General features: G+C 69.0%; 24 protein-coding genes. 5 read left to right on the plus strand and 19 right to left on the minus strand.

From position 1 onward, the window contains the following. Positions 1-124: 124 nt before the first annotated feature. Positions 125-2,755, minus strand: a complete 2,631-nt coding sequence (locus tag JKJ07_RS46795) for a DEAD/DEAH box helicase family protein (RefSeq protein ID WP_203078270.1) — start codon at positions 2,753-2,755, stop codon at positions 125-127. 113 nt (positions 2,756-2,868) lie between these two features. Between JKJ07_RS46795 and JKJ07_RS46800 the strand changes: the two genes are divergently transcribed. Beyond that, positions 2,869-3,708, plus strand: a complete 840-nt coding sequence (locus JKJ07_RS46800; RefSeq protein ID WP_203078272.1) for a phosphoribosylaminoimidazolesuccinocarboxamide synthase — start codon at positions 2,869-2,871, stop codon at positions 3,706-3,708. Here JKJ07_RS46800 and JKJ07_RS46805 read toward each other — a convergent pair. From JKJ07_RS46805 to JKJ07_RS46810, 3 genes are all read right to left on the minus strand, one after another. Further along, positions 3,686-3,991, minus strand: a complete 306-nt coding sequence (locus tag JKJ07_RS46805) for a DUF3040 domain-containing protein (protein ID WP_203078273.1) — start codon at positions 3,989-3,991, stop codon at positions 3,686-3,688. The two genes, JKJ07_RS46800 and JKJ07_RS46805, sit on opposite strands and share 23 nt — an antisense overlap. Positions 3,992-4,380: 389 nt before the next feature. Continuing rightward, the gene (locus JKJ07_RS51460; RefSeq protein WP_268919451.1) at positions 4,381-4,506 is read right to left on the minus strand and encodes a hypothetical protein; all 126 of its coding nucleotides are present in this window, start codon (positions 4,504-4,506) and stop codon (positions 4,381-4,383) included. Continuing rightward, complete coding sequence (locus tag JKJ07_RS46810) at positions 4,503-4,826, minus strand: hypothetical protein (protein WP_203078275.1); 324 nt, start codon at positions 4,824-4,826, stop codon at positions 4,503-4,505. The genes JKJ07_RS51460 and JKJ07_RS46810 overlap by 4 nt, the downstream gene beginning before the upstream one ends. A gap of 298 nt (positions 4,827-5,124) precedes the next feature. Between JKJ07_RS46810 and JKJ07_RS46815 the strand changes: the two genes are divergently transcribed. Beyond that, complete coding sequence (locus tag JKJ07_RS46815; protein WP_203078277.1) at positions 5,125-6,018, plus strand: Sco1979 family transcriptional regulator; 894 nt, start codon at positions 5,125-5,127, stop codon at positions 6,016-6,018. Positions 6,019-6,398: 380 nt separating this feature from the next. Here JKJ07_RS46815 and JKJ07_RS46820 read toward each other — a convergent pair whose 3' ends face one another. Next, positions 6,399-6,635, minus strand: a complete 237-nt coding sequence (locus JKJ07_RS46820; RefSeq protein ID WP_203078279.1) for a DUF397 domain-containing protein — start codon at positions 6,633-6,635, stop codon at positions 6,399-6,401. 265 nt (positions 6,636-6,900) lie between these two features. Here JKJ07_RS46820 and JKJ07_RS46825 point away from each other — a divergent pair, with 265 nt between their 5' ends. After that, positions 6,901-7,152 (plus strand): hypothetical protein, encoded by a 252-nt coding sequence (locus JKJ07_RS46825; protein ID WP_203078281.1) that lies wholly within the window; start codon positions 6,901-6,903, stop codon positions 7,150-7,152. A gap of 476 nt (positions 7,153-7,628) precedes the next feature. Here the strand turns inward: JKJ07_RS46825 and JKJ07_RS46830 are convergent, their stop codons facing one another. From JKJ07_RS46830 to JKJ07_RS46840, 3 genes are all read right to left on the minus strand, one after another. Next, entirely contained in the window at positions 7,629-8,447 is an 819-nt protein-coding gene (locus JKJ07_RS46830; protein ID WP_203078285.1) for an SAM-dependent methyltransferase, read from the minus strand. Positions 8,448-8,559: 112 nt separating this feature from the next. Further along, positions 8,560-10,170 (minus strand): tetratricopeptide repeat-containing diguanylate cyclase, encoded by a 1,611-nt coding sequence (locus JKJ07_RS46835; protein ID WP_307834814.1) that lies wholly within the window; start codon positions 10,168-10,170, stop codon positions 8,560-8,562. 210 nt (positions 10,171-10,380) lie between these two features. After that, a complete protein-coding gene (locus JKJ07_RS46840) occupies positions 10,381-11,961 on the minus strand; it encodes an MDR family MFS transporter (protein WP_203078286.1) in 1,581 nt (526 codons plus the stop codon). 115 nt (positions 11,962-12,076) lie between these two features. On the opposite strand from JKJ07_RS46840, the gene JKJ07_RS46845 reads away from it, so the two are divergent. Continuing rightward, positions 12,077-12,673, plus strand: coding sequence for a TetR family transcriptional regulator (locus tag JKJ07_RS46845; protein WP_203078287.1), 597 nt, complete (start codon positions 12,077-12,079; stop codon positions 12,671-12,673). Between the two features lie 71 nt (positions 12,674-12,744). Here the strand turns inward: JKJ07_RS46845 and JKJ07_RS46850 are convergent, their stop codons facing one another. After that, positions 12,745-14,151, minus strand: coding sequence for a cellulose binding domain-containing protein (locus tag JKJ07_RS46850; protein WP_203078295.1), 1,407 nt, complete (start codon positions 14,149-14,151; stop codon positions 12,745-12,747). A gap of 75 nt (positions 14,152-14,226) precedes the next feature. Next, a complete protein-coding gene (locus JKJ07_RS46855) occupies positions 14,227-14,793 on the minus strand; it encodes a TetR/AcrR family transcriptional regulator (protein WP_203078297.1) in 567 nt (188 codons plus the stop codon). Positions 14,794-14,852: 59 nt separating this feature from the next. On the opposite strand from JKJ07_RS46855, the gene JKJ07_RS46860 reads away from it, so the two are divergent. Next, entirely contained in the window at positions 14,853-15,587 is a 735-nt protein-coding gene (locus tag JKJ07_RS46860) for a dienelactone hydrolase family protein (protein ID WP_203078299.1), read from the plus strand. Here the strand turns inward: JKJ07_RS46860 and JKJ07_RS46865 are convergent. From JKJ07_RS46865 to JKJ07_RS46905, 9 genes are all read right to left on the minus strand, one after another. Next, positions 15,584-15,934, minus strand: coding sequence for a hypothetical protein (locus JKJ07_RS46865; RefSeq protein ID WP_203078301.1), 351 nt, complete (start codon positions 15,932-15,934; stop codon positions 15,584-15,586). The two genes, JKJ07_RS46860 and JKJ07_RS46865, sit on opposite strands and share 4 nt — an antisense overlap. Positions 15,935-15,945: 11 nt before the next feature. Continuing rightward, positions 15,946-16,977, minus strand: a complete 1,032-nt coding sequence (locus JKJ07_RS46870; protein WP_203078303.1) for a UDP-N-acetylglucosamine 2-epimerase — start codon at positions 16,975-16,977, stop codon at positions 15,946-15,948. A 226-nt stretch (positions 16,978-17,203) separates the two neighbouring features. Next, positions 17,204-18,175: a hypothetical protein gene (locus JKJ07_RS46875; protein ID WP_203078304.1), complete on the minus strand. Its 972-nt coding sequence runs from the start codon at positions 18,173-18,175 to the stop codon at positions 17,204-17,206. 100 nt (positions 18,176-18,275) lie between these two features. Further along, positions 18,276-18,911, minus strand: a complete 636-nt coding sequence (locus JKJ07_RS46880; RefSeq protein WP_307834815.1) for a GTP-binding protein — start codon at positions 18,909-18,911, stop codon at positions 18,276-18,278. Further along, positions 18,889-19,350 (minus strand): DUF742 domain-containing protein, encoded by a 462-nt coding sequence (locus tag JKJ07_RS46885; protein ID WP_203078306.1) that lies wholly within the window; start codon positions 19,348-19,350, stop codon positions 18,889-18,891. The genes JKJ07_RS46880 and JKJ07_RS46885 overlap by 23 nt, the downstream gene beginning before the upstream one ends. Next, complete coding sequence (locus tag JKJ07_RS46890; protein ID WP_133874038.1) at positions 19,347-19,811, minus strand: roadblock/LC7 domain-containing protein; 465 nt, start codon at positions 19,809-19,811, stop codon at positions 19,347-19,349. Before JKJ07_RS46890 ends, JKJ07_RS46885 begins: the two co-directional genes overlap by 4 nt. Next, the gene (locus JKJ07_RS46895; RefSeq protein ID WP_203078307.1) at positions 19,808-22,642 is read right to left on the minus strand and encodes a sensor histidine kinase; all 2,835 of its coding nucleotides are present in this window, start codon (positions 22,640-22,642) and stop codon (positions 19,808-19,810) included. The genes JKJ07_RS46890 and JKJ07_RS46895 overlap by 4 nt, the downstream gene beginning before the upstream one ends. Next, positions 22,629-23,747 (minus strand): hypothetical protein, encoded by a 1,119-nt coding sequence (locus JKJ07_RS46900; RefSeq protein WP_307834820.1) that lies wholly within the window; start codon positions 23,745-23,747, stop codon positions 22,629-22,631. Before JKJ07_RS46900 ends, JKJ07_RS46895 begins: the two co-directional genes overlap by 14 nt. Before the next feature lie 498 nt (positions 23,748-24,245). Next, positions 24,246-25,916: a DUF885 domain-containing protein gene (locus tag JKJ07_RS46905; protein WP_203078308.1), complete on the minus strand. Its 1,671-nt coding sequence runs from the start codon at positions 25,914-25,916 to the stop codon at positions 24,246-24,248.

Here is a 25,916-nt window from a genome sequence, read left to right on the forward strand (position 1 = left end):
CGAACTCGGCTACCTCAGCCCCGACGAATACGAGGCGGCCTGGCACGCCCAAACCGAGCCAGATAACCTCACCCCTGCCCCGACCGGAAGCAGGTAACCACCGCTCCGTCGAAACGGGGGGAACTCACGCCGAGTGCTGGAGATGGTCCGGTGCATCGCGCAGGACTGTCAGCACTTCCTGCAATTCGTAGCGCACCTGGGGGTGCGCCCAGACAAGGTCGACTGCACGCTGCAAACCCGTGTCCTTGGCGAGTGCCGTGTTGCTAAGACTGGCGACCAGCATGCGCAGCAGCCGTCGGTCGACCGCGGCCAGCTGCTCGACGTTGGGCGCGTCGCCTTGGAGGAAGGTGAGGTAGCCGCCCAATCGCTGATGGTCGTTGATGTGGAGCTGTCGGCCGATCGCCCGGCGGAGGGGCTTTTCGTCCGGTCCCTCCGGGAGGACCGCCAGTCCCGCTGCCTTAAGCATGGTCGACCAGGTCCGGCCGGAGGTGTCATAGATGTCGGACAGCTCGAGGCCGGTCTCGTGGAGGAACTCCGCGAGCGAAACGATTCCGCGGGCCCGGCCCATGGTGCGTAGCTCTTCAACCTTGGCGGCCCAGCGCGAGGGCACGGCCTCCCGAACGTTGCGCAGCACGATGTCCTGCGCCACCTTGTCCAGTTCCAGGTGACAGCCGGCCGGCAAGAACGGGAACTTGTCCTCGATGGCCTTCTCTAGTTCGCGTCGGGTGCCACCCAGCAGGGCTCGATAACGCCGGTCAAACCGAAACTCGCGCCGATGCTGGCCCACGAAGTCGAGGACCGTGCAGACCGTCTTTCCCTCCGAGAGCCGCAGTCCTCGACCGAGTTGTTGCAAGAAGAGGGTCGCGCTGTCGGTGGGACGCAGCATGAGCAGGGTGTCGACGGTGGGTAGGTCGACGCCCTCGTTGAACAGGTCGACCGAGAAAATGACGTGGATGCGACCGGCCCCCAAACCGGCCAGCGCCGCGTCCCGATCGGCGTCGGAGGTCCCGCCGTGCACCGCGACGGCCTCGAGCCCGATCGAGCGGAACTGCTCGGCCATATGCTGGGCGTGTGCGACGCTGACGCAGAAACCCAGACAGCGAATCGTCCGGATGTCGTCAACCCGGTCGGACAACTGTTGGTAGACCAACCTGGCCCAAGTGCCGCCGGCAACGTACTTGTCGGTGAGGGCATCGACGTCGTATCCCTGGCCTCGACGCCAGGGCACTTCGCGTAGGTCAACGCCGTCGTGAATGCCGTAGTAGGCGAACGGCGTAAGTCGCTGCTGTTCAATCGCGTCCCACAGGCGTAGTTCGGCGGCGATCCGATCGTCGAACCAGTGCAGGATCGATTGGCCGTCCGTGCGCTCGGGGGTGGCGGTCAGTCCGAGTAACTCACGCGGTTTGAGCTTGTCCAACAGTGTGGCGTAAGACTTTGCGGCCGCGTGGTGGAACTCGTCGATGACAACCACGTCGAAGTGGTCCTCGGCCAGCCGCTCGAGCCGTTCCGGGGTGAGGTTCTGAATCGAAGCAAAGACATGATCAAAGTCGCGGTGGCGTTCGCCGCTGACCCACAGTTCGCCAAAGGCGTGGTCGCGAAGCGCATGCCGGAAGGTGGCGAGGCTCTTGTGCAGGATCTCTCGACGGTGGGCGACGAACAGCAGTCGAGCCCGAGGCATGCGCTGTCGAAGGCGGGCGTAGTCCATTGCTGCCATCACCGTCTTGCCTGTGCCGGTGGCCGACACGAGGAGGTTACGGTGGTGCCCGTCGGTGCGGGCCACCTCGATCAACTCGAGGAGTCGATTCTGGAAGGGCTCGAGGCGGATCTCGAGGGGGCTGAGGATGATCTGGTCACCCCGATCCGCGCGACGCATCCGACTGAGGTATTCCTCGAACTGCGACCGCTCGTAGCGGACGAAGTCGCCACCCTCCCAGTAAGTCTCGAAGATCCCCACCATCTTCTTGATCACGTCGTCGTTTCGAGCAGCCGAGAGCCGAACGTTCCACTCTTTGCCTGAGACCTGAGCCGAGTGCGTCAGATTCGAAGAGCCAACATAAGCGGTATCGAAAGAAGTCCTGCGGTGGAAGATCCAGGACTTAGCGTGCAAACGAGTGGACGTCGTGTCGTAGGAGACGCGAATCTCGGCCCCGGCGTCGGACAGCAGGTCGAGGGCGGACGCCTCAGTTGACCCGGTATAGGTGGTGGTCAAGACGCGGAGGCGGCGACCGCGGTCCGTGTGCCGGCGCAAGGCGGACAGGAGAGGGTTGATGCCGGTCTTGCGGACGAAGGCCATCACCACGTCGATCGCGTCGGCTGACTCAATCTCCTGCATCACCTGGTGGATGAGCCGCGGTTCGCCGGGAGCGTTAGTAAGAACCGTGGTGTCGAGCAGCGGAATGAGTGGCCGGGCGGGGACGTGTACTGAGCCATCCGGCAGCAGTTCGCCGAGCGCAGACAGGATGGATCCCGGTTCGGTCGGGCGATCACCGCGAACCCCGGCACGAGGCAGCCGCTGGTCGAGCGCATCGGTCAGAAGCTGGGCGACCTCAATACCGACGGCAACGCGGTCGTCCTCGCCGATCGCCTCGAGGGCGCGCAGCACCTGTCGGGCCAGGAGTTGGGCGATGCGGTCGGCTGCATCGGCGGGGCGCAGCTTTTGCGTCCGAACCAGCTCGGAATCTATGGCCGAGATGCGGGCCAGCAAGGACTCGGTAATGACGGTCTCGTACAGGCCCGCGGAAAGGTCATCTGCCACAGCGTAAGTTTGCCGGATCAAGTGTCTCGGCCTGTCAGGTATTGGGCTATGCGAAGGCTCGCCAACTGGTCAGATAGCGTGAACCCTCAAGCCCGGCAAGCTAAGGGGAGCACGTGGAGCTGTTGCACTCGGGGAAGGTTCGTGAGGTCTACGCGGACGGGCAGGACATCCTGCTAGTAGCGTCCGACCGCGTCTCGATCTACGACGTTGTGCTTCCCACCCCGATCCCCGACAAAGGGAAGATTCTGACCCAGCTGTCTCTCTGGTGGTTCGAGCAGTTGGCCGACGTAGTCCCCAACCACGTCATCTCCAGCACCGACGTGCCCGAGGAGTGGTCCGGCCGGGCTGTGCGGTGTGAGCGGCTCGACATGGTCATGGTGGAGTGCATCGCTCGTGGCTATCTGGCGGGTTCGGGGCTCAAGGAGTACGAGCGGGACGGTGCTGTCTCCGGTGTCGAGCTGCCGCCGGGGTTGATTGAGGCCTCGGAGCTGCCGGAGCCGATTTTTACGCCGACGACCAAGGTGCCCCCGGGTGAGGGGCACGACGAGTTCATGACGTACGAGGATGTGGAAGAGGCGCTCGATAAAGAGCGGGCGGCCGAGCTCAAGCGGATCACGCTCGAGGTTTATCGGCGGGGGCAGGAGATTGCCCGGGGCAAGGGCATCATCATCGCCGACACGAAGATTGAGCTGGGGGTGGCGGCCGACGGCGGCCTGAAGCTCGGGGATGAGCTGCTGACGCCGGATTCGTCGCGGTTTTGGAGTGCTGACGAATGGAAGCCGGGGGGCACGCCGCGCTATCTGGACAAGCAGTTCTTGCGGGACTGGTCGTCGTCGCTGACCGGGTGGGATCGTACGGCTCCGGGGCCTGAGATTCCGGATGAGGTCGTGGAGGCCACCCGCAACCGGTACGTCGAGGTTTACGAGCGGCTCACCGGGGACCGCTGGATTTAAAGCGGGGAGTGGCCACCCACCACGCCGGCTGGGGCGCGTTGCCGTTGCGCTTGTTGTAGAGGCGGAACCCGTACGCGCAACAGACGGCCGCGATCAGGGTGCCGGTCCAGCCGCCGAAGATGATGCACAGCGGCGCGAGTAGCCACAGGGCTGCCGCCGCCGTTGTGTAGAGGCGCGGTTTCGGGGTGCTCAGTCTCCTCATCCGCCGGCAGAACCTGGGGTCGGTCGAGTGCAGCTGACTCACCAGGCCGTCGAACGCGGCCATCTCCTTGGGGTCAAGCACGAAAACCACCTCCGCCTGCCGGACCGCTCGACGCGGCAATAGATACCCACCGTTGTGAGGCCGTAACCCGTGACGGTGTCCACGGCAGAGCATCGGGAGATTCGCGCGGATCAGCAAACCGCCCAAGCAGCCATTATGCCGATTTATCCGGACAAGGTCGGCGCGGGGTCAAACCTGCGAGGGTCCCTCGAAAGGGGATTGGCGCATACGAAGAGTGGCCAAAGTGGAGAGTTGAAAAACAAGACCCATCAATGCATATGATTATTGCACTGACGGTGCCCTATCTTATGTCTCACTGAGCGAAGTCAGGCCCTTACCAAAGCGAAGCGGAGTGGCCGCAAAAGCAAAAAAGGCCCGGGGAATTCCCGGGCCGGACGGATGGCGAGCCGTCAGGGCGCGGCCGTCTCTTTGTCGCAGGAGCAGGAGGGGCACTGTCGCAGCCGCCACCCCAGCCCGACGCCGGCCAGCAGGCTCAGCAGGCCCGCGACGGCCGAGACGGTGACCGCGCCGGTCATGCCGCGGAGCCCCGGACCGGAAGGCTGGTGGGCGTGTAGATGCCGCGGCCGAGGTGACGCCGGTCGACGGCCGGGTCCTCGCTCGAGCGGGCGGTGACGTACGGCGCGGTGAAAGTGTCGACCCCGGTGCCGAGGTGGGCGCCGGGGCGGTAGGTGACGGTGACCGCGCGGGGGGACGCCGCCTCGATCACGCCGGCCCGCCAGCCGTCGCGGTAGACCCACACGCGGTCGGAGGGGTGGTAGCTGTCGGCGGGCGCCACATCCGCCGGGTCACGCTGGGGCGGAGCGGTGGTCGGGGCGGACGTCGGTGCCGTGGACATCGAGATGACCCTCCATGATCTCGGGGACTCGGTCGTCCAGGTGGCGGGGGAACGCCACCAAGCCGTGCGTGTCGGCCGAGAAGCCGAACTTTCCACCACGCTGTGTATGCGGGCGGTGCGTGTCTGTCAGCTATCATGCTCGCGTACAAAGGCGTTCGCAAGGCCGGATGCACGTGCATTCGTAGCGGGCAGACGCCCGGGCGAGCGTCTCGTCTGTTTCGTTGTGGACGATCTCCCCCTTAGGATGCTTTGGGACTGCGGCCGGGCAGCCCCCTAGAGACCGAAAACGAGGAGCCAGGTGAGCGCGGGCACGCAGCAGGAGGAGGCCCCGACGGGCGGCCCCACCGTTCTGCGCATTCTGCTCGGGACCCAGCTCCGCAGGCTGCGCGAGGCCAGGGGCATCTCCCGCGAGGATGCGGGCTGGGAGATCCGGGCCTCGGGCTCGAAGATCAGCCGGATGGAGCTGGGCCGGGTCAGTTTCAAGGAGCGCGACGTCAGCGACCTCCTGACCCTGTACGGCGTGGCCGAGTCGAACGAGCGTGAGGCGCTGCTCGTGCTGGCCCGCCAGGCCAACAACCCGGGCTGGTGGCAGCAGTTCAGTGACGTGATGCCGGGCTGGTTCCAGTCGTACCTGGGGCTCGAGGCGGCCTCGACGCTGATCCGGACGTACGAGATCCAGTTCGTGCCCGGTCTGCTGCAGACGCCCGACTACGCCCGCGCGGTCATCATGCTCGGCCACGCCGGGGTCACGCCCGAAGAGATGAACAAGCGGGTCGAGCTCCGCCGGCAGCGGCAGGCCATCCTCGACCGTCCCGAGGGCCCCCAGTTGTGGGCCGTCATCGACGAGGCGGTCCTGCGTCGGCCGATCGGCGGCGTCGAGATCATGAAGGCCCAGATCGAGTTCCTGATCGAGGCGGCCAAGAAGCCGAACGTGCGGCTGCAGATCATCCCGTTCCACGCCGGCGGTCATGCCGCGGCGGGCGGCCCGTTCGCGATCCTGCGCTTCCCCGAGCCCGAGCTGCCCGACGTGGTCTATGTCGAACAGCTGACGAGCGCGATCTATCTCGACAAGCGCGAGGACGTCGACCAGTACGCGATGGCGATGGAGCGGGTCTGCATCGACGCCGAGCCGCCGAACCACACGCCGGAGATTTTGGGCAAACTTCTCCACGAAGTAGGGCGTCCGGCCTGATCTTTCGCGACTCTCTGGAGCCGCGACCCAACCGGCGGTACGCTCTGCGCACTTGCCTGTCCGCATTGCGCAACGGGCAAGTGCTGGTAAGGGCTCGCCCACGTCCGCTGCCGACGACCGTGGACGAGACCGCATTACCGTCCCGGGTCCTGCCTGGCTTGAACCGCTAGGCAGGCCCATCCCTTTCCGGGGCACGCGGCCTGACTCGTCGCGTTACCCGGCCATCTCATCGTCGCGCCGCCTGTCAACTGACGGTCGTGATCGGACGGATGGCTCTCGAGTCTCGAACGGGACGCGGAGATGGGCACGTCGCGGACGAGACGGCCGGCCGTTGTCGGCCAGCGTCGCCGGCTCGATGACGGACGACTCTCGCTGATGGCTCAGGCGAGCAGGTTGTCGAAGTCACCGTCGTGGACCCCGCCGAGGAAAGCCTCGATCTCGGCGCGGGTGTAGATGAGTGCCGGACCCTCGGGGTCGCGGGAGTTGCGCATGGCAACCTCGCCGTTGGGGAGGACGGCGCACTCGACGCAGTTGCCGCTGGGGTTGCTGCGCCGGCTCTTCTGCCAGGTGACACCTTCCAGCTCGCCGGCCGGGATGCCGTTGACCGCGTACTGCATGTTGATGCTCCCTTGTTTTCCTCCGGTCGGGGATCGCCCGGAGTCAAATGATCTCCAGTGAGCAACCGCTGCCTCACAGCTGGTGCAAATGCACGTGCATCTGGCCTTGCGTACTCACGGGATTGTGAGCATGATAACGCACGTACGAAACCCATTGGTATCACTTAGGGTGACATCTTTGAGTGACGGACCGGTCGCGGAAACGGTGTTTCGCGGCCTCGACGCGAGGCTCCTTGGCGGGGGCGTCCTAGCGAGAGGTAACGAGATGACCGTTCCCAACATCGGTCCCGAGCGCTTCGACCAGGGGGATTCATTCGCTGTGGAACTGCGGATGGGCAACCCGGCGCCGCTCTGCCGGGGCGTGGCGATCACTGACGACGTCAGTGCCGCGACGGCCCGCGCAGCGGTGGTTTCACACCGGTTCGGGGGAGTCAGGCTGGCCCTTTCTCGCCCGATCACCCGCCCGGCTGACGGCCGGCCGACGATCGACGAGGGGGAGTCCGATGCCCGAAATTGATCGCGTCCGGAAGCCGAGCTTGATCACTTTCCGTGATGGATTGGGATCGCAATACGGATTGCCCGCGGTGATTATCTGCGGGCAGACTGTGATTACGGACCGTCGCCGCTAAGTGGACGGTCACCTGAGACCCGTTGCTGGACAGCAAGTTCCCGGTTTGGACCGGTTCTAAACCGGGTGAGGCAAAATTCGCGCGCGCCGCGTGTCCCGGCGCGCACGCCCTGGCTCCGGCCGGGTCGTCCGGTTCCCCCGTGCTGGACGGCTCGGCCGGTTTGGCGTTTCAGGATCAGACCCATCCCGTACGCGTCGTGACTCCCACAAACGCAAGAATGTCCGATCTCGGCCAGCAGCGCGACCCAGTCGGCCCACCGGGCCGTAGCGCGGCTGCGGGATGTTCCCGCGTCCCCCAGCACAACGCGCGCGCGCCGCGTTCGCCGCAGACACGTGACAGCGGGATGAAGCGGATTTGAAGCCGATCAGGGTTTGCGAGCCACCCCGGCCCAGTAGTAAGCCGCCTCCGGATTGTCGACCGGCTCGTCGGGGCGCCAGCTCGAAACCGGCACCAAACCCGGTTCGAGCAGCTCCCAGTCGCCGAAGAAGCGTTCGATGTCGGCTCGGGGACGGGCCACCAGTGTCATGCCGGCGTCGCGGGCCGCGTCGACTGCCTCGTTGACCTCGGTGGGCGCGAAGTCCGCCGTCGGGTGGGTGATCGCGAGCAGGCTGCCCGACGGCATCGCGTCGCGCAGGGCGGCCACCTTGGACCACGGGTCGTCGTCGTCGGCGATCAGCATCAGGATGGCGATCAGCGTGAGGCCGACCGGCTCGTCGAAGTTGAGTGTGTCGCGCAGCGTCTTGTCGGTCAGGATCGACTCGGGGTCGCGGATGTCGGCCGAGATGTATTCGCTGCGGCCCTCGTCCGTGCTGATCATCAGGGCGCGCGCGTGGACCAGGACGATCGGGTCGTTGTCCACATAGACCACGCGGGCCGAGGGGATGATCTGCTGCGCGACCTCGTGCAGGTTGGGCCGGGTCGGGATGCCCGTGCCGATGTCGAGGAACTGGTGGATCTTTTCCTTGGACACCAGGTCACGGGCCGCGCGGTGGACGAACTTCCGGTTCTCGCCGGCCATGTAGCGCATGCCGGGGATCGCCTTGATCATGGCCTCGCCGACGGCCCGGTCGACCGCGAAGTTGTCTTTGCCGCCGAGCCAGTAGTCGTAGATGCGGGCCGAGTGCGGCACGTTGATGTTGACGCCGGGCGGCGCGACCTCGGGCACCGGGGGAACCTCGTCCACGCGTCCGCCTCCTCGTCCGACCCGCACAGAGCCGTCTGTCCGTCAGTCGACCAAGCCTAACCGCCCCAGACGATCAAATTCAGACCGCTCACTGACGAGAGGAAGTCGCTGGTCAGGCGGCGGAGGCCCGATCTCGGTACGAACGGGTCCTATCCGGACCGGGCACTCCGCACACGACCTGGTTGCGGCCGCCGTGCTTCGCCGCGTACAGGTTGCGGTCGGCTGTGGACAACAGGCCGGGCTGCGTACGGGATTCGGCCTCGCTGACCCCGGCCACGCCGATGCTGACCGTGACCGGCAGCCCGTGGGTGATGCCGGCCCAGTCGTAGGCGCGGACGGCTCGGCGAATGCCGTCGATCTCGTGGCCGGCCCGGGAGGCGGGGCAGCCGGGCAGCACCATGAGGAACTCCTCGCCACCCATCCGGGCGACGAACCCGTCGGCGCTCACGACCGCCAGCTCCGTCTCGAGCAGCTTGGCCACCTGCACCAGCACCTGGTCGCCGACGTCGTGCGAGAGCTGGTCGTTGATCCGCTTGAAGTGGTCGAGGTCGACGATGGCCACGGTCAGGTCGGGGTCGGTGTCGATCAGCCGGGGCAGCTGCTCGTCGAGGTAGCGCCGGTTGCGCAGGCCGGTCAGCGGGTCGCGCCGGGCCTGCTCGCGGAAGCGCTCGGCCTCCTGCCGGGCCTCGGCCGTCTCGAACATCGCCTGCCGGGTGCGGGCCTGGGCCTCGCGCTGGCTGGACTGCAGCACCTTGTACGCCGCGAAGAAGACCTTGTGAGCCTCGTACGCCTCGGCGAACTCGCGCCGGGCGGCGTGCAGCTCGGCCTGCTCCTGGTGGGTCTGCACGAGGAAGTGGCCGAGCTCGCGGTCGGTGCAGAGCCGTCGTGACTCGTCGAGGCTGGCTTGGGCCCGCTCGTACGCCCCGAGGCCGCGCTGGGCCCGGGCCAGGTTGAGCAGGTATTCGGGCATGGCGTCGGCGTCGTGCCGGCGCATCGACCGATACTTCTCGATGGAGGCCTGCATGGTCTGCTCGGCCGCCGCGTAGTGCCCGTTGCTCATCTCGATGGCACCGATGGTGTCGAGCACCGTGGCGTCGAGCTCGTAGCCGTATTTGTCGGAGAGCGCGCGCAGCCTGTTCGCGACCTGGTCGGCCAGCTCGAAGTTGCCGGCCGCGTGCTCCGAATAGGCGTAGTTGTTGAGCACGTAGAGCAGCAGGAAGGGCCGGTCGAGCTCGACCGTGAGCCGCTCGGCCTGGGCGAACCGCTCGCGGGCGGGCTCCATCGAGCCGGCGAAGGCCAGCGAGTCGGCCAGCTTGGCCCGGTGCCAGATCCGCATGAAGTCGGTGGCGGTCTCGTCGAGCAGCTCGACGCTGCGGACGGCGTGCTCGAGGCTCTGCGCGGCGTCGCCGAGGTGGCGGTGGATGGCCGCCCAGACGAGGTGGGTGCGGGCGGTCAGCTGGCGGGCGCCGTGGTCGACCGCCCACTGGTGGATGTGCCACATGCGCTGCGCGGCCTCGGCGACGTCGCCGGCGCGCATCCGCATGTTGACCTGGCAGAGCCGGGCGCGGGTGACGAGCAGCTCGTCACCGAGCAGGCGAGCCTGCCGCTCGTAGCGCTGGGCCAGGTCGAGCGTGGGGGCGGCATCCCAGTGGATCTCGTCTTCGAGCTCGAGGAGGGCGGCGTGCAACCTCTCCGCGTCGAGCACTTCCCGGTCGTGATCCACGTGGCCAACCCCCTTTCGCTTCTGGGCCACTGATCGACAGCGTCGCCCGTCGGTTGAGGGATTCCGCCATGATCAGCGCTCTGCTTCCGAAGGTTAGCTCTCGGTAAGGCCGTGAGCCTATGGTCACAGACGTGAGCAATGTCGCCACAGAAGGTCACATAGACCACACAAGGGCGGCGCCCGCCGAAGCGGACGCCGCCCAAAAAGCTGTCAGCGGCTCAGCGCCGCAACCGGCTCCTCCTCGGTCACCGCGGCCGGGGCCACGTCGACGGTCGAGCGCAGCGCGGTCGGGCGCATGAGCAGCGCGGCCACCACGCCGATCACCGCGATCGCCGCGCTGATCAGGAAGATGTGCCCGGTCGCGTCACCGTAGGCGGCCCGCACGATGTGCTGGATCGAGTCGGGCAGGGCAGCCAGGTTGAGCGTGCTGCCGCCGCCCGTGCTGCCGGCCGGCACCCCGGCGTTGGCCAGGTCGTGAGTGATCTGGTCGCTGACCCGGCGGGCCAGCACCGCGCCCAGCACCGAGACGCCGATCGTGCCGCCGAGCGAGCGGAAGAACGCCACCGTCGAGCTGGCCGCGCCGATGTCCTTGAGTGAGACCGTGTTCTGTACCGAGAGCACGAGGTTCTGCATCGACATGCCGACGCCCGCGCCGACCAGGGCCATCGCCACACCGACGTACCAAAGCGGGGTCTCGTGGTCGAGGAAGGAGAGCATGGCGAAACCGATCACGAGCACGATCGTCCCGGCCACGATGTACGGCTTGATCCGGCCGGTCTTGGTGATCATGCGGCCCGAGACCGTCGACGAGACCAGGATGCCGGCCATCATCGGGATCGTCAGCAGGCCCGCCTCGGTGGGGCTGTAGCCGCGGCCGATCTGGAAGTACTGCCCCAGGAAGACCGCGCCGCCGAACATCGCCATGCCGACCGCGAGGCTCGCGATGATCGACAGGGCCGTGCCGCGCTGCTTGACGATGTCGAGCGGGACCACCGGCTCGGCGACCCGGGACTCGACCCAGACCGCGGCGGCCAGCAGGGCCAGGCCGGGGCCGACCATGGCCAGGGTCTGCCACGAGATCCAGGCGAAGTTGCTGTCGACGAACGAGACCCAGACGAGCAGGACACTGACGCCCGCGGCGATCAGGGCGGCGCCGAGATAGTCGATCTTGACGTTGGCCCGGCGGATGACCTCGAGGTTGAGCGTCTTCTGCAGCACGACCAGGGCGATCACGGCGATCGGGGCGCCGATGAAGAAGCACCAGCGCCAGCCGAGCCAGTCGGTGTCGACGATCAGGCCGCCCAGCAGCGGGCCGCCGACCGTGGCCAGGGCCATCACGCCGCCGAGGTAGCCGTTGTAGCGGCCGCGCTCGCGGGGCGGGATCATCGCGGCGATCGCGACCTGCACCAGGGCCTGCACGCCACCCATGCCGAGACCCTGGAACGCGCGGGCGGCGATCAGCTGACCGGCGGTCTGCGAGAAGCCGGCGATGATCGAGCCGAGGACGAACACCACGATCGAGATCTGGACCAGGAGCTTCTTGCTGTAGAGGTCGGCCAGCTTGCCCCAGATCGGGGTGGAGGCCGTGGCGGTCAGCAGGGTGGCGGTGACGACCCAGGTGTACTGCGTCTGGCTGCCGTCGAGGGCGCCGATGATCTTGGGTAGTGCCGTGGAGACGATGGTCGAGCTGGCCATCGCGACAAAGAGCACCAGCAGGAGGCCGGAGAGGGCCTCCATGATCTGGCGGTGGGACATGGCGCCCGGGCGGGTGCCGACGGTATTGGCGCTCATGCGCGCGGCCTTCTCTCTAGGAGCAAGTAGATGCTTCATACAACTATCTAGAAAGCTTGCCTATTGCGCAAGTTTGCTCTTTGAGAAGGGAATCACACGCCGGTACCCTCATGGCATGAGCACGACTGCCGAGCCCGGGCTGCGCGAGCGCAAGAAGGCCGCGACCCGGCAGGCCCTGCATGCGGCCGCGATGCGACTGGCGATCGAGCACGGCTTCGACCGCGTCACGGTGGAGGCGGTCGCCGACGAGGCCGGGGTCTCCCGGCGTACGTTCTCGAACTACTTCGGCAGCAAGGAAGAGGCGCTGCTCTATGGCGAGCGCCAGCGCATCACCCTGCTGATCGAGCAGGTGCGGGCGCGGCCGGCCGCCGAGACGACGTGGGCGGCGCTCACCGCGGCCGCCGAGCAGTTCTATCTCAAGCTGGGCGATCTCGACCCGCACTGGGTGGCCCAATCCCGTCTCGTACGGGCTCAGCCCGCGCTCGTGGCGGCGCAGGTGCAGACGTTCGCGGCGCTCGAGCGCGACCTGTCGGCCGAGATCGCCGCTCGCTCCGGGGACGACCCGGGCAGCGTACGGGTGAAGATGACCTCGGCTGTGTTCCTGGCGTCCCTGCGGGTGGGGCTGCACATCTGGCTCGACAAGCCGCCCGGGACGAACCTGTGGGAGCTGGTCTCGGCAACGCTGGCCGAGGCGCGCCGAGGGTTTGCGTAAAACGGCGCGACTCCGGGTGGGGGCCCGGAGTCGCGCCTATTTTGGGGATGGAAGAAGGCAAGTCAGGTGGGTCAGCCGGTGAAACCGGCGAAGATCTTGCTGTAGTCGAACGGCGACTGGGTCACGTTGGTGCACTGGAAGAGCGCGCCGTTGCAGGCGTTCTTGTCGCGGTTGGCCTCCCAGTAGGAGACGAACCCGATGTGGTTCTGGTTGGCGAAGGCGACCAGGTCGCGCGCGTCGGCCAGGCCGAAGACGCCCTGGTCGTCGTTGACGCCGATCATCGGGGTGACGCCGACCATCTGGAACGCGGCCGCGTCGCTGTTGCCGTAGATCGACTTGAGCTGGTCCTTCGTGGACTTGACGGCCTGGATCGCCAGGTTGCCGTAGTCCTGCCCGGCCCGGCCGTAGTCCATCGCCATGATGTTGACCAGGTCGAGGTCGACGCCCGCGTTCTTGGCCGAGCGCACCACGTTGAGGCCGTCCGCGGTCAGGCCCTCGGGCAGCACCGGCAGGGTCAGCGAGATCTTCAGGCCCGGGTTGGCCTTCTGCAGCGCGGCCAGCGCGGTCGAGCGGCGGGCGATCGTGGTCGGGTCGGCCACCGCGGCGCCCTCGATGTCGAGGTCGATGTATTTGAGGTCGTACGCCGAGACGACCGCCTGATATTCGGCCTGGAGCGCGGCGACGCTGGTGCAGGCCTGGGCGAGCTCGACGCCGGTGGCACCGCCGAACGAGACCTTCACGTCGCCGCCGCCCGCCCGTACGGCGTTGATCTGGTCGGCGAACTGCTTGGCCCGCGGGTCGAACGCGGCGAACCAGCTCGCCTTGCAGCCGGCGCTGGTGACGAAGGCCAGGCTGAAGGACTTGACGTTGCCGCTCCGGCCGAGCTGGGCGAGCGTGGTCGAGCCGTTCGAGAGCAGACCCATGTCCACGTACGGGGCCACGAGCACCCGGTTCGACGAGGCCGGCGGAGTTGTGACCGGTGGAGTGGTCGCAGGCGGGTTAGTGGTCGGCGCGGTTGTCGGCGGCTTGGTCGGCGCCGTGGTCGGCGGAACCGTGGTGGCGCCGCCGCAGGACGCGCCGTTGATCGTGCAGCTGGTCGGGGCCCCGCTGCCGTTGACGATGAAGCCGAACTCCGCCTTCGCGCCGGGAGCGATCGTCGGGGCGTACGCGGGATTCTTGGCCGTCGCGACCCCGCCCGAGGCGGTGATCGTGGTGTCCCAGAAGCTGCCCAGCTTGGCGCTCGCCGGCAGGCCGAACACGAGCTGCCAGCCGTTGACCGCCGCGCCGGTGCCGTTGGAGATCGTGTAGTGCGCCTGATACCCGGTGCCCCAGTCGCTGTCCTTGCTGAACGTGGCGGTGAGGGCGCCCGCGGCCTTCGTCGTCGGGTTGGTGGCCGCGACTGCCGCGCCGACACCGCCGGCCACGGCGACGACCGCCGCCGAGGCGTAGATGGCCAAGCGCAGACGGCTCCGTTGCATGGGTGACTCCGATCGAAGGCGATTCGAGCGAAATCAGTCTTGGCCGCGGCGCGTTAAACAGTCTTGCGAACAGCCTTAAACATCCTTAAAAACCTGCAACCCTTCCAGTACGAGGGAGAGGTAGCGCCGCCACGCGCCGGGGTCGGCCGAGGAGCGCAGCACCCCGGCGTTTGCGCGCATGAGCAGGCTGATGTCCTGCCGGGCGAAGTCGGCGCGGAGCCGGCCCGCGGCCTGGGCCCGGCGGATCACCTCGGTGGCGCCGCGCTGGGCGGTCGCGAGCAGGCCGGCCAGCCGCTCGTCGTCGTCGAACCCGCTGGTCACGAGCAGCTCGGACAGGCCTCGGTCGGTCGCCTGGATCTCGAACAGGCTCGTCAGATAGGCCGCGAAGCCGGCCCACGGGTCGGGCTCGGCCAGGGCGGACTCGGCCAGTTCGACATAGCCGGTCATCTGCCCCGCGAAGACCTCGGCGATCAGGTCGCGGCGGGTCGGGAAGCGCCGATACAGGGTGGCGTTGCCGACCCCGGCCCGGCGCGCGATCTCGTCGAGCGACGCGTCCAGGCCGTGCTCGGCGAAGACGTCGCGGGCCGCGGTGATCAGCGCGGCCCGGTTACGCTGCGCGTCCGCGCGCAGTCGATCGGCCATGGGTGACAGGGTATTACGGCACCGGGGATTCATCCCCATTTGGTGCTACGGTCGCGCCCATGCAGACCACTACCGTGCAGATCCCCGCGGCGGACGGGACGGCCGACGCCTACCTGGTGCGGCCCGACGGCGACGGCCCGTTCCCGGGCGTTCTGTTCTTCATGGACGCGTTCGGGCTGCGCCCGCGCATCGCCGAGATGGCCGAGCGGATCGCCGAACGCGGGTTCGTCGTGCTGGCGCCCAACATCCTCTACCGCGGCGGGCCGTCGCCGCTGGTCTCGCCGGAGGAGCTGGCCGACAACGAGAAGCGGGGCGCCGCGTTCGGCCGGCTCATGCCGATGATCCAGCAGCTCACCGCGGACCGGGTCGCCGCCGATACCAGCGCCTATCTGGAGACCCTGAACACCGAGGGACCGGTGCTGGCCGTCGGTTACTGCATGGGTGGCCGCAACGCGCTGGTGGCGGCCGAGCGGCACCCCGACCGGATCACGACAGTGGCCAGCTTCCACGCCGGCGGCGTCGTCACCGACCAGCCGGACAGCCCGCACCTGGGCGTCGGGTCGCTGCGCGGCGAGGTCTACTTCGCACACGCCGACAACGACCGGTCGATGACCCCCGAGCAGATCAAGACCTTCGAGAGCGCGCTCGACGAGGCCGGCGTGACCTACACGTCCGAGGTCTACGCCGGGGCGCCGCACGGGTTCACGATGTCGGACACCGCGATGTACGACCGCGAGGCCGAGCAGCGGCACTGGGTCGCCCTGTTCGCGCTGCTCGACCGATTCAAGGGTTAGTTCGCGTACAGGCCCGGGAAGAAACGGTCGGTCGCGGTCACGTCGTAGACCTGGCGCACCTCGGTGATCCGGCCGTCCGCGATGGTCAGGAACTCCACCATCCTGGCGGTGCCGAACGGCGCTCGCAGGTCGTAGACGAGCGCGGCGCCGTCGTCGGCCCGGGTCTGCCCGACCAGGGTCACGTCGTCGGCGAAGACCGCGATCCGGTGCAGCACCTGCACCAGCTCCTCGTCGTCGACCGGCGCGTCCAGGTTCCATTCGATCTCGGCGTCCGGCGCCAGCAGCTGCCGCACCGCGATCCGGTCGTCGCTGGTCCACGAGCGGGTCCAGAAGGACGCGACGTCCATCGTTTCCTCCTTCATCGGGCGACACCGGCCACGGGCTTCGCGGGCATCGGGTCGGGGAACTGCCCGTGACCGAGCAGGGCGGCGGTGGCCTGGGCGACGCGATACGCGGCCAGACCATCGCCGTACGGGTTGCCCGAGAGCGCCATCGAGTCGCGGCGCACCCGGGTCTCCAGCAGCGACGCGACCTCGCTGGTGATCGCGGCCGGGTCGGGCTGGACCAGGCGGGCACTGCCGGCGTGCAGCGCCTCGGCGTGCTGCGACTCCATGCCGATCATCAGCACCGGGCAGTATGCGGCCAGCGCCTCCTCGACCAGGTCCTCCTCGTCGGTGACGACGGCGTAGGCCTGGGTCAGCAGCGTGGCGAAGTCGAGGCCGGGCGCGGTGTCGGCGGCCCGGACGACCTCGAGGTCGGGATAGCGCCCGGCCAGGTAGCGCAGCGCGGGGGCGATCGCCTCGGCGCGCTCGGCGGGCAGGCCGAGCACGATCGTGCGGCGTTCCCGGGCCGGGGCGACGATTGTCTTGGCCGCCAGCAACTGGGCCGCATCCTGCGCGGTGCCACCGGTGAGCAGGGTGTCGCCGGCGATCACGCGCTCGTCCAGCAGGTTCATCGCGGCGAGCGGGGTGGCGGCCAGGTGCACGGTGGTGATCTGGGCCAGCATCCGCCGCTGCGACTCGAGGGCCGAGACCGAGCCGAGCTCGCCGGAGCGCCGGCCCGCGTCGATCGTCATGATCGGGACGCGCCGCCAGAACGCGGCGAGCGCGGGGGCGAGCCCGTCCCGGACGACCACGGCGGCGGGCGTGCGGACCGCCCACAGCTCGTCGAAGCGGCGCATCGTCTCGGTGTCGTCGGCGCCGGCCGGCAACGTGATTTTCGGGGTCAGGCCGAACGCCGCAAGGGTGAGGCCGACCGCGTCCGGGGCGTGACCGGTGGCCACCGGGATCGGGGTGAGGCGGCCCTGCTCGCGCATGGCCAGCGCGACCGGCGCGAGCCGCACGGCCTCGGCGGGGGAGCCGGCGACCAGGTGGACTTCGGGCAACGACATCGAGCACTCCGAGACGTACGCAGGTGGGCCGCGAAACCGGTGACGGTGACGCGCCGTAGCGGGAACGACTCGAACGCTATTTCAGTTACTCAGCGTGATTCAAGGTCTGGGCGGGCAAACTGGCCGAACGGCCTAACCCAGACATCTCAGGAGGGGCAAGCAGGGCGAAAACCGGTCATGTCGGCGCTGCGCTGCGTCGCGACGCCGACATTACTGTGAGCGACTTTCAGCCTCGGGGGCCGTCGAGCAGCGAGGGGTCGTCACGCAGCAGCGCGGCCAGGCGGCGGGCCGCCATCTCGGTCTCCTCCGGGCGCTCGACCTGCAGCGGGATCGGCTGCGGCAGGGGGGTCGGCATGCCGCGCTGCTCGGGCACCGGGCCCCGGGCCTGGGCGCTCCGCTCGGCCGCGGACGCCTCGGCGGGCGGCCGGTGCTGCTCGGGGTGGATGCGGCGGGTCGCGGCGTCGGCGGCGGACGGCGGCACGGGCGGGGGCGGCGTGGCCGCGTACGGGTGGGGGGTGTAGGTCATCGGCTGACCGTTGGAGGCCATGCCGAGGTCGCGCAGGCGTGCACCCAGATCGCGCGACGACTCGCCCGGATCGCGCGTTGGGTAGCGCGGGTCGGAGGCATCGGCGGGCGGGGAGTCGAACGAGCCGTAGCGTCGCTCGGCAGTGTCGGACTCCGCGTAATAGCGCTCGGCGGCGGGCGAGGCGGGCGAAGCCGGGTAGCGCTCGGCGGCGGGCGAGGCCGGGGAGGTCGGATAGCCGAACGTGGACGGGCCGAAGCGGTCCTGATCGTCCTGACTCATCCGCCTGGTGTCGCCGCCGACCGGATCGGCGGCGGGAGCGGGAGCGGCCGAGTAGGGCGTCGCCGAATAGGGACGCTCGGCCGTGTCGTCGGCCTCGAGGTCGAAATCGGCGTGCCGGGGCCCGGACTCGTCGGGCGCCAGGACGGCCGCGTTCTCCGCGTTGACCTGAACCTGGCCCTCGGAGAGATAGAAGTGCAGCAGGAGCGGATCGCCGGCGCCCTCGACACCCACGCTCACGCCCAGCTCCGGATGGCGCGCGACAACCGCCGCGATGGCCTCGACCAGCTCGTTCACGGCCGGCGGCGTGGCCGACGGCGCCTCACCCGAGGCACGCCGGCGCAGTTCGTCACGGCGCGCGAGCTTGTCGAGAGCGTCATCCAGTCCGCCTCGCACCTGATCGTCCCTTCGTAGGCGGGTCTCGCCGGTTACCACTCTGCCCGCTCGGAGGCCGATTTGGGAACCTCGATCTGCGCGACCCGCCGCACACCCGCCGTCAGGGGTACGAGGACTTCTGCCGAATGGCCTTGTCGAGGGCCTGATCGAGCACGACGAGCAGCGCGTCGCGCACCGACCCGCGGAAACGGGCGTCGAAGGAGAGGACCGGCACGTCCTCGCGTACGGCCAGGGCCCAGCGCACTTCATCCAGGCTGTAGCTCATTTGACCGTTGAACGTGTTGACGCCGACGACGAACGGAAGCCCGGCGCGCTCGAAGTAGTCCACGGCGGGATAACAGTCGTCGATCCGGTTGGTATCGACCACCACCAGCGCGCCCAGCGCACCCTTGATCAGGTCGTCCCACATGAACGCGAAGCGCGACTGCCCCGGCGTACCGAAGATGTAGAGCTTGAGCGTCTGGTCGATGGTCAGCACGCCGAAGTCCATCGCGATGGTCGTCGTCGTCTTCATGGTGGCCTGGCCGGGGTCGTCGATGCCGACGGCGGCCGAGGTCATCTCGGCCTCGGTGGTCAGCGGCGAGATCTCCGAGATGGCCCCCACGGTGGTGGTCTTGCCCACCCCGAAGCCGCCGGCCACGATGATCTTGACCGGGACGGGTGCCTTCTTCGGACGATCGCCGCTGCCGACCGCGGCGGTGCCGACGTGGCGGTCAGGTGATTGCTCGTAGTCCACGGATCACTCGCATGATGGTCTCAGGGTCGGGGGTCTCGTTGTCCAGCACGTGGACGTCCAGTTGGCCGGCGGCCCGCAGGTCACCGACGAGGATGCGCGTGACGCCGAGATGCAGGCGCAGCCGGGCGGAGATCTCCGCCACGGAGACGGGCTCGCCGCAGAGGCCCACGATGGCGCGCATCTCGGGGGAGAGGCGCACGGGACCGGCGGCGGGATTGACGGTCACCTGGGTTTCCATCCCGATGTCGGGATCGGCGCCGTCGGTGCGCCCGGACGTGATGACGAACGGGCGCAGGCCTGAGGTCTGCTCCGCGGCCGGCGGCTCGGCGTCCCGGGTCGCGGGACGGTAACCGCCGGCCGGGAACTGGCCGGACTGCAGGAACGGGCGGACACTCGGCCGAGCCGGGTGTGCCGGGTCGTCGGAGTCCGGATAGGTCATTGCTGAACGGCGTTCTTCAACTCGGCGATCAAGCGCGGGCTGAGGGCGCCACCGGCCCGGGTGGCGAAGAGCGTCATCTCGTACGCGAGGGTGCCGAGATTGGCCGAGCGGTCGGCGATGACACCGAGCACGGAACCGGCGCTGATCGCGGTGACCAGCAGATAGCCGTCGGCCATGTCGATGATCACGCGGTTCAGCGAACCCAGCCGATACCAGCTCGCGGCGCCGCCGGCCAGGCTCGTCAGGCCCGAGACGACCGCGGCCAGGCGCTCCGCGTTCGGCCGGTCCTTGATCGCCGACATCGCCATCAGCAGGCCGTCGGACGACACCGCGATGGCCTCGATGACCCCGGCGGTGCCGGAGGTGAAGGAATCCAGCAGCCAGTTGAAGGTCTTGGCCTCGGCGCTCAGCTGGGACTGGGCGTAGCCGTTGCCGGTGTCGGTGCTGTAGGGGGAAGTCATCGCGGTTGTCCCTCGGGTTGTGGCTGAGTTTCGTTCAGCGCGAGTGCGACTCCGTACTCGAACTGTTCCATCAGGGCTCGGGCTTCGTCCGGGTTCAGCGGCAGGCTCGGCGAGGCGGGCGGCGGGTAGTTCGGCTCGTCACGCGGCAGCGTGGCCCCGGGCACCCGGCGCGCGAGCGGGGCGTGCCCGGCCGACGGCGGCGAGGACATGTTCGTCTCGGCGACGTCCCACTGGGCCCGGTTGACCCCGGCCTCGAAGTCGTCGAACGCGGCCCGCGCGGCCACGGCGTCGAGTTGCGACGGCGGGCGGCTGGGGAGGGGCGTGCCGCTTTCCGCGGGAAGCTGGCTGCCCGGAACCCGCCGGCGCAGCGGCCCGGTGTTGCCGGTGCTCGGCTGCGACGGCTGCTCGACCGGCGGCTGCTGCGGCGCCGCCGGCTGCTGATACGCCTGGGGCGCGTACCGGTAGTCCTCTTCGCTGGTGCGCTGCTGCGGGATCGCCGGCCGGGCCGGGGGCGGCTCGACGGCCGGGGCCGACCAGGTGGCCTGCGGCGGCTCCGGCGACTGCTGGCGCCACGCGTTCGGACCGGCCGCCGGCAGCTCCGGCATCGCGGCCGGGACCCGGCCCGCGACCGGGGCATCGAAGTCGTAGGCAGGCTGCTCGAAGGCGACCGGCTCCTGGTAGGCGACCGGCTGCTGATACGGCGAGTACACCGGCTCGGCGTCGTAGACGGGCTGGCCCTCGATCGGCGCCGCGCCGCTGCGGGCCGGGGCGAACGCGTTCCACGACTGCCCCGTCTCCAGGGTCTGCGTGGCCCGGTGCAGCACGGTGGCGTCGAACGGCTGCTGGCTGCCGGGCACCCCGGAGCGGGCCGCGGAACCGGCGATGACCTGCGCGAACTCGGAGGCGAAGCCACCCTGGGCCGGGGCCGCGACCGACGGGAACGGCGGGATCTCCTGCATCGGCACGGCCGACACCCGGGCGATCAGGTGCGACGGGTTGAGGTCGACCCACGCCGTGATGCCGCCGCCGGGCGTCTCGGTCAGCGTGACCTCGATGCCGTGCCGGCGGGCGAGCCGGCCGACCACGAACAGGCCGAGCACCTCACTGGGGGCGAGGTCGAGGCGCTCACGCCGGGTGAGCCGGGCGTTCTCCTCGGCCAGCCGCTCGGGCGGCATGCCCAGGCCCTGGTCGATGATCGCCAGGCGGGCGCCCCCACGCAGCTCGTTCGCGCTGATCACGACGCGGGTGTGCGGCGGCGAGAACGCGGTGGCGTTCTCCATCAGCTCGGCCAGCAGCAGGGTCAGGTCGGCCAGCACGGCCGGCACGACCACGATCTCCTCGGGCACGTCGACGTCGACGCGCGTGTAGTCCTCGATCTCACCGAGGGCGAGCCGGACCACGTCCTGCAGCGGCAGCGGGGCCATGTGCTCGTCGGCGCCGGCGCTGCCGGAGAGCACGACGAGGCTGGATGCGTTTCGGCGCAGACGGCTGGACATGTGGTCCAGGCGGTAGAGCTCGGAGAGGCGGTCGCTGTCGGTCTCGCGGCGCTCCAGGTTGTCGATCAGGGCCAGCTGACGGCCGACCAGGTTCTGCGTACGCCGGCCGACGTGCGCGAACATCTGGGCGACGTTGCGCCGGCCGAGCACCTGACGCTCCACCAGCCGTACGGCGGTGGTCTGGACCCGGTCGAACGCGCGGGCCAGGTCGCCGATCTCGTCCTGGGCCTCGACGTCGACGGGGTCGAGGCGGATCGGGCGGACCGACTCGGCGTCGTCGTCGGCCACGCGCTCGAGCTCGGCCTCGGCGGCCCGGGCGATCCGGTCGGCCGAGACGGTGAGGCGGCGCAGCGGCCGGGCCACCGCGCGGGCCATGAACAGGCTCAGCCCGACCACGATGAGCAGCAGCAGGAACGTGCCGCCACCGATGAGGAAGGCGTCGCGGATGGCCGTGTCGCGGTTGTTGGTCACGATCGCGTCCACGTCCGCGGCCACGCGCTTCTCGACGAAGCCGCCGAGGACGAGCACGGACTGCAGCGACGGGAACAGCGTCTGGATCTTCAGGCGGCTGATCGCCTCGACCGGGTTGGTCTGCGCCTCCGCGAGGAACTGGGTGCCGACCCGGGCCGAGAACGCGTCCTGGGCGCCCAGATAGAGCCTGTACTGGCTGGGCGTGAAGAACTGCTCGCCGTTGGTGATCACCTGCTGGAGCTGCAGCAGCGACCGGCTGAACAGGCCGATCATCCCGGCGCCCTGCTCCGGGGGGAGCACGACGGCCGCGGTGAGGTAGCCGGAGGCCTGGCTGATCAGGTCGTCGCTGAGCAGCGACTGCTCGAGGGCGAACATCTGCCGGCCGACACCGGTCTTGAGGTCGGCGTTCGACGACAGCCCGAGCCCGGTGATGATCGGCGTGATGACCTTGGTGAAGTCGTCGACGATCAAGTTCGGCGCGATGGCCTCGTTGAGCACGTTCTGCCGGGTGTTCTCCAGCTTGGACGTGTTGCGCAGCGCGCGGGCCAGCTCGCGGGTCACGGCGTCGCCGCCGTCGTCCACGCGGGCCACGGCGTCGCGGGCGGTGGCGCTCTGCACGGCCAGGTCGTTCTGGCTGACCAGCTTGAACAGGAAGCCGACCGAGAGCAGGCGCTCCTCCTGCAGCTCCTGCACGGCGGTGCCGACGCGGGAGGCCAGGGCCACCTGGTCCGACGTGTTCTGCGCGTCGGTGGCGGCCTGCACGCGGTTGACGATGATCGGCACGCTCAGCGCCACGACGCCGAGCAACGGCACGAGCACCAGCAGGGCGAGCTTGCCCAGGATGCGGAGCTTACCGAAGAGCACCGGATCGCTCCCCACGTGTCGCGTCGAGGTCGCCGTAGCCGGGCGACTGGCCGTACGGGCCGGGGGCGCCGTAGGGCGGCGGTGCACCGTACGGGCCGGGGCCCGGGCCGGGCCGGTCGAGCGCGACGTCGCGGGTGGACTCGCCGATCGGGCGGTCGGCCGGGGCGGCGGCGGGCTCGGTGTCACGCCGTCGCGAGAAGGCCGGCCAGGCCAGGGCGCCGGCGACGAACAGCAGGGCCAGGGCGCCCATCACCACGGCCTCGCCGCGGCGGTAGTTCAGCGAGTCGACCCGGTCGTCGAGCAGGCGGTCCATCTCGCGCAGCGTGACGCCGGCGAGGTTGCTGAGCGCGCCCTGCAGCGTGGTCTGCGCGGTCGAGGTCGTGCCGGAGCTGGGCTGGCCACCGGTCGGGTCGGCGCCACGGATCAGCTGCTCGATGCCGCGGCGGAACGAGTCGAGGGCGTTGACCAGGCTGCTGCTGAGCGTCGCGCTCGTCGTGTTGTCGACCGCGGACTGCAGCGCCTCGGTCAGCCGCTTGACCGACTCCTGCACGGCGATGACCTCGTACGCGAATTGGCCCTGGATCTGCGCGCGGTTGGCGGCGGGCAGTGTCTGGAGCAGGTTGGCGTAGTCGCCCGTGCGGTTCACCTCGACCGTCACGCGCGGCATGTAGGTGCCGACGGCCTGCTGCAGGCTGGAGATGTCGGCGTCCGGGTCGAGGGTGAGCTTGGAGTTCCGCTGGACGGCGGAGTAGAGCGCGAGCGTCAGGTCGGTGACCTCGATGTGCGCGTTGAGCTGGTTGATCCGGCCGCTGGCGTCGGGCAGCTTGCTGATCTTGTTTTTCAGGTCGGCCCAGCGCTCCTTGGTGCGCAGGTCGTCACCGAGCTGGGCGTCCACGGCGGAGACACCGGTGACCGCGGCGGCCAGGGTCTCGGGCGGCTCGGCGACGCCCGCGATGGCCGTCGACTGGGACTCGGCAAGCGCGCTGATCAGCGGGGTCAGGGCGGTGATGTACTGCACGCCCTGCTTCTCCAGCTCAGTGTTGTCGCGCTGGTCGGCGTTGTCGGTCCAGACCCGGCCGAAGAGCACCGCTGTCGGCACTAGCACCAAGACCGTCAAAATCACCGCGATCGCGGAGCCTAAACGGGTTCGCCGGCTGTTCATTGCTTTCGTCCTCCGCCATGCACACGCGATGAGCCGTATTTTTGGCTACTTTCCGTAGCCGTCAGGCGCACGGATCCGGGCCAATCTATCCGAGAAAACCTCAAGAAACCCCTTTCCAAGGGACTCATCTCTCTCGGCTGATCGGGGGATACAAGGTGCGGTTGTCGTCGTTGTAACTAGCGCTCAGGTTCCGATACCTGGGTCCGAAGCCCCAGTCCACACCGGTTCCGGAAGACGGGAAAGTTGTCGCGGCGATGTTAACGGCAGAGTGGCCGGACGAGAAGTCGCAAGATTCCAAAACCGTGTCCGATAAGGCTGATATCGATTCAACGGCTAGTGATTGCGCGATCACTCAGCGCAATAGGTAGCGCATAGTGGCGGTGTACTCACGCCTATTCCGGGCTTTCCCCCGACACGGATCGGGGAAAAGCCCGAAACGGGTCAGATGCGGGCGAGTGCCTTGCGGAGGGGATCAAGACCCAGGGATCCGAGGTTGAGGGCGTCCCGGTGGAACGTTTTCAAATCGAAATCCGCACCCTTGCGCTGCCGGGTCTCCTCGCGGGCCTGCAGCCAGATCCGCTCGCCGATCTTGTAGGACGGGGCCTGGCCCGGCCACCCAAGGTAACGCTTCCACTCGAACCGCAGCGTCTTCTCCTCCATGCGCGTGTGCGCCCGCATGAACTCCCAGCCCAGCTCCGGCGTCCAGCGCTCACCCGGGTGGAAGCCGAACGGGTTGTCGCGCGGGATCTCCAGCTCCAGGTGCATGCCGATGTCGACGATCACCCGGACGGCCCGCAGCGCCTGGCCGTCGAGCATGCCCAGGCGGTCGCCCGGGTCGGCGAGATAGCCCAGCTCGTCCATCAGCCGCTCGGAGTAGAGCGCCCAGCCCTCGCCGTGCCCCGAGCACCAGCAGAGCAGCCGCTGCCAGCGGTTCAGCATGTCGGCGCGCAGCAGCGCCTGGCTGACCTGCAGATGGTGGCCGGGGACACCCTCGTGATAGACGGTCGTGACCTCACGCCAGGTGGAGAACTCGGTGATGCCCTCGGGCACGGCCCACCACATGCGCCCGGGCCGGCTGAAGTCCTCGCTCGGGCCGGTGTAGTAGATGCTGCCGTCGCTGGTCGGCGTCAGCATGCACTCGATCTTGCGGGCGGGCGGCTCGATGTCGAAGTGCGTGCCGTTCAGCTCCGAGATCGCCTTGTCGGCGAGCGCCTGCATCCAGTCGCGGAACGCCTCCTTGCCCGGGATGTTGCGGGCCGGGTCGGCGTCGAGGGCGGCCACCGCCTCGTCGATCGAGGCGCCCGGGCCGGCGATCTGGGTCGCCGTCGAGCGCATCTCCTCCTCGAGGCGGAACAGCTCGGCGAAACCCCACTCGTACGTCTCCTGCAGGTCGACCTTGGCGCCCAGGAAGAACTGCGAGGCCAGCTCGTACCGCTCCAGGCCGGCGGCCTCCTTCTCGCGGCCCCGCGGGGCGAGGTCGCGCCGCAGGAACTCGGCGAAGTCGGCCGTGGCGGCGGTGGCGGCGTCGGCCCCTCGGGTCAACTCGGCGGCCAGCGCGCCACTGGCCTCGAGGCGCCCGGCCAGCCCGCGATAGAAGTCGTCGCGGTCGGGATCGGTCCAGGCATCGCACTGCTCGGCCACGGCCAGCAGCTGCGCGCGGGCGCTGACCCGGCCCGCGTCGGCCTCCTCGAGCAGGGTGCGGCGATATTGGTCGAGCGCGCGCGGCAGGTCGTTGAGCCGGATCGCGATGTTGGCGACGGCCTCCTCGCCCTCGGTCGGCATCACGTCGAAGACGCCGCGCAGGGAGTGCAGCCCGCTGCTGATCACGCTGATCTCGCTCTTGGCCACGCCGGCCTCGTCGCGGGCCAGCTCCAGCCCGACCCGCTCCAGCATCGCGTCCTTGGCGACGGCCTCGGACTCGTGCTCCGGATCGATCACATCAAGATCATTGAGCGTACGGCGGGCCAGCTCGGTCTGGGCCGCGAAGCCGTCGGGGGAGAAGTCGTCAGTCTTGGAGTCGTGCCCCGAGATGCCGGCATAGGTGGCGCCGAGGGGGCTCAGAGTGGCCCATTCATCGACATAACGGTCAGCGAGGTCATCAATTCGTCCCAC

The organism is Paractinoplanes lichenicola, assembly GCF_016785085.1.
GTDB lineage: Bacteria > Actinomycetota > Actinomycetes > Mycobacteriales > Micromonosporaceae > Actinoplanes > Actinoplanes lichenicola.

Bases quoted from the DNA above. Each gene is read 5' to 3' on its own strand.
- JKJ07_RS51460 (WP_268919451.1), bottom strand. From the start codon at position 4,506: ATGACCGGCGCGGTCACCGTCTCGGCCGTCGCGGGCCTGCTGAGCCTG.
- JKJ07_RS46810 (WP_203078275.1), bottom strand. From the start codon at position 4,826: ATGTCCACGGCACCGACGTCCGCCCCGACCACCGCTCCGCCCCAGCGT.
- JKJ07_RS46820 (WP_203078279.1), bottom strand. From the start codon at position 6,635: ATGCAGTACGCGGTCAACGGCATCCCGGCCGGCGAGCTGGAAGGTGTC.
- JKJ07_RS46825 (WP_203078281.1), top strand. From the start codon at position 6,901: ATGACCGTTCCCAACATCGGTCCCGAGCGCTTCGACCAGGGGGATTCA.
- JKJ07_RS46840 (WP_203078286.1), bottom strand. From the start codon at position 11,961: ATGAGCGCCAATACCGTCGGCACCCGCCCGGGCGCCATGTCCCACCGC.
- JKJ07_RS46845 (WP_203078287.1), top strand. From the start codon at position 12,077: ATGAGCACGACTGCCGAGCCCGGGCTGCGCGAGCGCAAGAAGGCCGCG.
- JKJ07_RS46850 (WP_203078295.1), bottom strand. From the start codon at position 14,151: ATGCAACGGAGCCGTCTGCGCTTGGCCATCTACGCCTCGGCGGCGGTC.
- JKJ07_RS46855 (WP_203078297.1), bottom strand. From the start codon at position 14,793: ATGGCCGATCGACTGCGCGCGGACGCGCAGCGTAACCGGGCCGCGCTG.
- JKJ07_RS46860 (WP_203078299.1), top strand. From the start codon at position 14,853: ATGCAGACCACTACCGTGCAGATCCCCGCGGCGGACGGGACGGCCGAC.
- JKJ07_RS46865 (WP_203078301.1), bottom strand. From the start codon at position 15,934: ATGGACGTCGCGTCCTTCTGGACCCGCTCGTGGACCAGCGACGACCGG.
- JKJ07_RS46870 (WP_203078303.1), bottom strand. From the start codon at position 16,977: ATGTCGTTGCCCGAAGTCCACCTGGTCGCCGGCTCCCCCGCCGAGGCC.
- JKJ07_RS46885 (WP_203078306.1), bottom strand. From the start codon at position 19,350: ATGACCTATCCGGACTCCGACGACCCGGCACACCCGGCTCGGCCGAGT.
- JKJ07_RS46890 (WP_133874038.1), bottom strand. From the start codon at position 19,811: ATGACTTCCCCCTACAGCACCGACACCGGCAACGGCTACGCCCAGTCC.